Raw genomic sequence first — 6,512 nt, 5'->3', positions numbered from 1 at the left:
GCGCCCCGCGACCAGCGGTGCCAAGCGCGCGCAGAAGGTGCCGTCCTCGGCAGCCAGGGTCCGCAGGATCGCGAGAATCGCGTCCTTCGCGGTCGGCGCGATTTCCACAACGCCTGCGAGCTGGTACTGCGCCTCGACATGGCCCTGCATGGCCGCGCGCTCGAGCCAGGGGATGGCGGCCTCCGGATCGCGCGATCCGTCCGGTCGGTAGAGGTGGCTCGCGGCGAGCAGCATCTGCGCCTCGGGATGGCCGAGATGCGCCGCCTCCGCGATCAGCCGCGCGGCGCGGTCAGGGTCGCGCGTGCCGCCGCGCGGCGGGTTCAGCGCCCGCAGGCCCTCGCGATAGAGCGCCTCGGCGCGGGCGCGGTCGGCGGCGTCCGGCGCAGGGTCGGGTGCAGTCTGGGACGGCGCGAGCCCCTCGATCACGGCGCAGCCGGGGGCGGCGATCAGCAGCAGGGCGGCAAGGGTGGCATGTCGCATGACGACAGGAATGCGCGAGCGGCCGGATCGTTGCTCATACCAGCCCGCCGAAGGTTTGACCTTCGGCGGGCTGGTATGGGGTCACGTTCGCGCGCGGCGCCCCACCAGCCCCGCGCGCGATACCCTCCGCACAAAGGTCGAGCCTTTGTGCGGAGGGTATCAGATGTCCCGCCCGCCCAGCAGCAGGACGTCCACCGCCTCGCCCTCGGCCACCGCCGGCGCGTGCGGCGCGCGCAGGATCAGCGCATCCGCCCGCGCGAGCCCGGCCATCAGCGAACTGTCCTGCACCGGGAAGGGGGTGGCGACCAGCGTGCCGTCCGCGCGGCGGGCGAGCGAGGCCCTGACGTGATCCGCGCGATGGTCGTTTGCCTTCAGCGCCGCCCCGGCGACCGCGCGCAGCGGCTGCTGGGCCTCGCCCGGCAGGCCGGCGAGCTTCTCGATCGCCGGGACGAGGAACAGCAGCCCGCAGACCAGCGCCGAGACCGGATTGCCCGGCAGGCCGATGAGCGGGGTCGCGCCGACGCGGCCGAACATGAACGGCTTGCCCGGCCGCATCGCGATCTTCCAGAAGGCGAGCTCCAGGCCCTGGGGGGCGAGGGCCTCGCGTACCAGGTCGTGCGCGCCGACCGAGGCGCCGCCGGAGGTGACGATCAGGTCAGCGCCCGCCGCCCCGCGCGCGGCGGCCGCGATCGTGTCGGGATCGTCCGGCGCGATGCCGAGATCGACGGCCTCGCCGCCGGCGGCGCGGATCATCGCCGCGAGCGCCAGGCTGTTCGACGAGATCACCCCGCCCTCCGGCACGGGCTCGCCGGGACGCGCGACCTCGTCGCCGGTGGCGAGGACCGCCACGCGCGGGCGGCGGTGCACGCAGAGCCAGGGCCGGTCGGCCGAGGCGGCGATGCCGATGTCGCGCGCGGTGAGCCGCCGGCCGGGTGCCAGCAGGGGCTCGCCGGCGGCGAAGTCCCCGGCGCGGCGGCGGATGTGCTGGCCCGGACGCGGCGCGAGGCGGATCTCGACGGTGTCCGCCCCTTCGACGCCGGCGTGGTCGGTGTCCTCCTGGATCACCACCGCATCCGCGCCGGCCGGGATCACGCTGCCGGTGAAGAGCCGCACCGCCTCGCCGGGGCCGATCGTGCCGGCGAAGGGATGTCCCGCCGGGGCGCTGCCGATCACCCTGAGCCGCACCGGGACCGCCGCGCAGTCGGCGGCGCGCACCGCGAACCCGTCCATCGCCGAGACGTCGGCGAGCGGCTTGTCGCGGCGTGCGGTGACCGGGGCGGCGAGCACGCGGCCCCAGGCCTCGGCGATGCCGACCCATTCGGTGCCGACCGGCGCGAGCGCGGCGAGGATCCGCGCGCGCGCCTCCTCGACCGAGAGCATCAGGCGGCCTCGTAGGTGCCGGACTTGCCGCCCGCCTTGTGGGTCAGCCGCACCGCCTCGATGCGCATGCCGCGGTCGATCGCCTTCGCCATGTCGTAGAGTGTCAGCGCCGCGACCGAGACGGCGGTCAGCGCCTCCATCTCCACGCCTGTCCGGCCGGCGGTCTTCACGGTCGCCTCGATCTCGACCGCGTTCTCGGCCGCGTTCGGCGTCAGCGTCACGGCGACCGAGGCGAGGGGGAGCGGGTGGCAGAGCGGGATCAGCTCGGCAGTGCGCTTGGCCGCCATGATGCCGGCGAGCTGCGCCACCGCCAGCGCATCGCCCTTCTTGATCGCGCCGCCGGTGATCGCGGCGAGCGTCTCCGGTGCCATCATCACCCGGCCCCTCGCGGTGGCGGTGCGCTCGGTGACCTGCTTGGCCGAGACATCGACCATCACCGCATTGCCCTGCGCATCGAAATGGGTGAGCCCGCTCATGCCAGGAGCGCCCTGGTCGCGGCGGCGAGATCGGCCTGCCTCATCAGGCTCTCACCCACCAGGAGTGCGCGCGCGCCGGCCGCCCTCATGCGCGCGACGTCCGCGGGCGTGCGGATGCCGCTCTCGGCGACCAGGAAGCGTTCGCCGTCGAGCCGCGCCGCGAGTCGCTCCGTTGTCTCAAGATCCGTCTTCAACGTCTTGAGATTGCGATTATTGATCCCAAGGAGGGGCGTGCGGAGCCGCAGCGCCCGATCAAGCTCGGCCTCGTCATGCACCTCGACCAGCACGTCCATCCCGAGGGCGAGGGCGGATGCTTCAAGGTCAAGCGCCTCGGCGTCGGACAGGCAGGCCATGATCAGCAGGATGCAGTCCGCCCCCATCGCGCGCGCTTCCAGCACCATCCAAGGGTCGAGCATGAAGTCCTTGCGCAGGACGGGAAGCGCCACCGCCGCGCGCGCCGCGACCAGATCCTCCGGCGTCCCCTGGAAGAACGGCGCATCCGTCAGCACCGACAGGCAGTGCGCGCCACCGTCGCGATAGGCGCGGGCGAGGGCGGGCGGGTCGAAGTCGGGGCGGATCAGCCCGGCCGAGGGCGAGGCCTTCTTGATCTCGGCGATCAACCCCGTCCGGCCGGATGCGGCGGCACGGCGGAGCGCGGCCAGGAACCCGCGCGGCGGGGGTGCGGCCTCGGCCGCGCGGAGCAGCACGGGTTCGGGCCGCGCCGCCTTGCGTGCCGCGACGTCCTCGCGCGTGCGCGCGCAGATCCGCGCCAGCGCATCCGGCATCGCCGTCATGCCTGCGCCTCCGGCTTCGTGAGCGCGATCAGGGCCTCGAGCGCCGCGCGCGCCGCGCCGCTGTCGATCGACCTCGCCGCCAGCGCCACCCCTTCCTTCAGGTCGCCCGCGCGGCCGGCGACGATCAGCGCCGCGGCCGCGTTCAGCAGCACGGCATCGCGGTACGGACCGGCGATCCCCGCCAGCACGCCGCGCAGCGCCTCGGCGTTCTCCGCCGCATCGCCTCCCTTCAGCGCGGCAGGGCTTGCGATCGTCAGCCCGGCATCGGCGGGCTTGACCGTGAACTCGCGCACGCGACCCTCGTGCCACTCGGCGACATGGCTCTCGCCCGTCACGGTGAGCTCGTCGAGCCCGTCCGAGCCGTGCACCACCCAGGCGCGCTCGGCACCGAGCCGGCCCAGGGTCTCGGCGAGCGGGCGCAGCCACTGGCGCGCGAACACGCCCAGAAGCTGGCGCCTCACCCGGGCGGGGTTGGCGAGCGGGCCGAGCAGGTTGAAGATCGTGCGGATGCCGAGCTCGACGCGCGGGCCGGCGACGTGGCGCATCGCCGCGTGGTGGCGCGGCGCCATCAGGAACGCCACGCGCGCGGTCTCGAGCGCGCGTTCGAGCACCGCGAAGGGCGCGTCGATCGTCACGCCGAGCGCGCCCAGCACGTCCGCGCCCCCCGAGCGCGACGAGATCGCGCGGTTGCCGTGCTTGGCCACCGGCACGCCGGCCCCCGCGACCACGAAGGCCACGGTGGTGGAGATGTTCACCGTGCCCTGCGCATCACCGCCGGTGCCGCAGACATCGATCGCGCCGGGCGGGGCAGCGATCGCGCTCATGCGCGCGCGCATCACCCGCGCCGCGCCGGTGATCTCGTCCACCGTCTCGCCGCGCACGCGCAGGGCCATCAGCAGCGCCGCGATCTGCGCCGGCGTGGCCTCGCCCGCCATCAGCACGTCGAAGGCCGCCTCGGCCTCCGCCTCGTCCAGCGTGCGCCCCTCGGCGAGGCGCGCGATCACCGGCTTCAGCGACGGGAGCGCGCCATCGCTCATGCCGGCTCCGGCACGCGGTTCAGCCGGCGCGCGATCGCGAGGAAGTTGCCGAGCAGCCGGTGACCGTGCTCGGAGGCGATGGACTCGGGATGGAACTGCACGCCGAACACCGGCAGGGTGCGGTGGCGCAGCCCCATCACCAGCCCCTCCTCGTTGAGCGCGGTGGGTTCGAGCACCTCGGGCATCGTGTCACGATCGACCACCAGGCTGTGGTAGCGCGTCGCGCGGAAGGGCGAGGGGATGTCGGCGAAGATGTCGCTGCCCTGGTGGCGGATGCTGTCCACCTTGCCGTGCCATGGTGCCGGCGCGCGCACCACCTTCCCCCCGAAGGCCTGGCCGATCGCCTGGTGGCCGAGGCAGACGCCGAGGATCGGCACCCTGTCCGCGGCCGCGGCGATCAGCTCGAGACAGATCCCGGCCCGGTCGGGATCGCAGGGGCCCGGGCTCAGCACGATCGCTTCCGGCCGGCGCGCGAGCGCGTCCGCGACGGTGATCGCGTCGTTGCGCACCACCTCCGTCTCCGCCCCCAGATCGCCCAGGAAGTGGAACAGGTTGAAGGTGAAGCTGTCGTAGTTGTCGATCAGCAGCAGCATGGCGGGGCGGAGGATGGGCATCTCGCGCGAGGCGGGTCAACGGGGCGCGCCGCATCCCCCCTCCTTGATCCCCCCAGGGGGGATGCAAACATGGCAGCCATGGACACGACCCTGCCGCGCCTGACCCTGCCTCTCTCGGGGCTCTCCTGCGCCTCCTGCGCGCGCCGCGTCGAGCGCGCCGCTGCCGGCGTGCCCGGGGTGGCGACCGCCACCGTGAACCTTGCGGCCGAGACCGCCGAGATCGCCTACGATCCGGGCCTCGCCGATGCCGCGCGGATCGCCGCCGCGATCGAGGCCGCCGGCTACGGTGTGCCCGAGGAGCGGTTGGTGCTGAACATCGACGGCATGTCCTGCACCTCCTGCCAGGGCCGGGTCGAGCGCGCGCTCGCCGCCGTGCCGGGCGTGCTCGGGGTCGCGGTGAACCTCGCGACCGGCGCCGCGGAGGTGCGGGTCGCGCGCGGGGCCGTCGACACGGATGCGCTGGTCGCCGCCGTGCAGGCGGCGGGCTACGCGGCGCGCCCCGATGGCATCAGACCGGTTTCACAACGGTTCGGGTCCGGCACCGCGATCCTCGTGCTCTGCCTCGTGCTGACCGCGCCGTTCCTGCTGGACATGGCGGCACATCTCGCCGGGCATCACCTGCTGCCGGCCTGGCTCCAGCTCGCGCTCGCGACGCCGGTGCAGCTCCTGGGCGGGGCGCGGTTCTATCGCGCCGCCTGGGCCGGGCTCCGCGCGCGCGCGGGCAACATGGACCAGCTCGTCGCGATCGGCACCACCGCCGCCTACGCGCTCTCGGTCTGGCACGTGATCGCCGGCGGCCCGCTCTACTTCGAGGCGGCCGCCGTGGTCGTCGCCCTCGTCCATCTCGGCAAGTGGCTGGAGGCGCGCGCCAAGCACGGCGCGGCCGAGGCGATCGAGGCGCTGCGCCGGCTGCGCCCCGAATGGGCGGCGCGGATCGCCGCGGATGGCAGCGAGGAGCGCGTGCCGGCCGCAGCCCTTCGCCCCGGCGATCGCGTGCGCATCCGTCCCGGCGAGTCCTTCCCTGCCGACGGGACGGTGGAGGAGGGCGAGACCGAGGCCGACGAGGCGCTGATCACCGGCGAGAGCCGCCCCGTGGCGAAGTCGCCCGGCGATCCGGTCACCGCCGGCGCGGTGAACGGGGCCGGGCTCGTCACGATCCGGGTGACCGCCGCCGGCGAGGGCACGGTGCTCGCGCGCATCATGCGGCTCGTGCAGTCGGCGCAGGCGTCCAAGGCGCCGGTGCAGGCGCTGGTCGATCGCGTCGCCGCGGTGTTCGTCCCCGTCGTGCTGCTGATCGCGCTCGTGACCCTGACCGGCTGGCTTGCCGCCGGGGCCGACCACGCCACCGCGATCGTCAATGCCGTCTCCGTGCTGGTGATCGCCTGCCCCTGCGCGCTCGGGCTTGCCACGCCCGCGGCGCTGGTCGCCGGCACGGGGGCGGCGGCGCAGCGCGGCGTGCTCATCCGCGACGCGGCCGCGCTCGAGCGCGCGCGCGGCCTCGACACGGTGGTGTTCGACAAGACCGGGACGCTGACCGAGGGGCGCCTCTCGGTCGTTGCGGTCGCGGGCGATCCCGACACGCTGCGCCTCGCCGCCGCGCTGCAGCAGGGCAGCGAGCACCCCCTCGCGCGCGGCGTGCTGCGCGCGGCCGAGGCGGAGGGGATCTCCCTGCCGGCCGTGCAGGGGTTCCGCGCCGCCGCGGGCCGCGGTGTGGCCGGCACCGTCGAGGGC

At 74.7% G+C, this 6,512-nt stretch carries 7 protein-coding genes; 1 reads left to right on the top strand and 6 read right to left on the bottom strand.

What is annotated here, in order from left to right:
- The 6 genes from FK498_RS16335 to FK498_RS16310 all read right to left on the bottom strand — a co-directional run.
- Positions 1-480, bottom strand: a 480-nt coding sequence (locus FK498_RS16335; protein WP_141856399.1) for a tetratricopeptide repeat protein, incomplete at its 3' end; no start/stop codon positions are given.
- Between the two features lie 159 nt (positions 481-639).
- Complete coding sequence (glp, locus tag FK498_RS16330; protein ID WP_141856398.1) at positions 640-1,860, bottom strand: gephyrin-like molybdotransferase Glp; 1,221 nt, start codon at positions 1,858-1,860, stop codon at positions 640-642.
- Positions 1,860-2,336 (bottom strand): cyclic pyranopterin monophosphate synthase MoaC, encoded by a 477-nt coding sequence (moaC, locus tag FK498_RS16325; RefSeq protein ID WP_141856396.1) that lies wholly within the window; start codon positions 2,334-2,336, stop codon positions 1,860-1,862. Before moaC ends, glp begins: the two co-directional genes overlap by 1 nt.
- A complete protein-coding gene (trpC, locus tag FK498_RS16320; RefSeq protein WP_141856404.1) occupies positions 2,333-3,121 on the bottom strand; it encodes an indole-3-glycerol phosphate synthase TrpC in 789 nt (262 codons plus the stop codon). Before trpC ends, moaC begins: the two co-directional genes overlap by 4 nt.
- Before the next feature lie 5 nt (positions 3,122-3,126).
- A complete protein-coding gene (gene trpD / locus FK498_RS16315) occupies positions 3,127-4,167 on the bottom strand; it encodes an anthranilate phosphoribosyltransferase (RefSeq protein ID WP_141856394.1) in 1,041 nt (346 codons plus the stop codon).
- Positions 4,164-4,760, bottom strand: coding sequence for an aminodeoxychorismate/anthranilate synthase component II (locus FK498_RS16310; protein WP_141856402.1), 597 nt, complete (start codon positions 4,758-4,760; stop codon positions 4,164-4,166). Before FK498_RS16310 ends, trpD begins: the two co-directional genes overlap by 4 nt.
- Positions 4,761-4,850: 90 nt before the next feature.
- Between FK498_RS16310 and FK498_RS16305 the strand changes: the two genes are divergently transcribed.
- The coding region (locus tag FK498_RS16305) for a heavy metal translocating P-type ATPase (protein ID WP_237560976.1) at positions 4,851-6,512 on the top strand (1,662 nt) is incomplete at its 3' end.

Origin of the sequence: Elioraea sp. Yellowstone (assembly GCF_006704265.1) — a bacterium.
GTDB lineage: Bacteria > Pseudomonadota > Alphaproteobacteria > Acetobacterales > Acetobacteraceae > Elioraea.
Note: the sequence above shows the minus strand (reverse complement) of the source record. Positions and strands in the feature narration are given on the sequence as shown.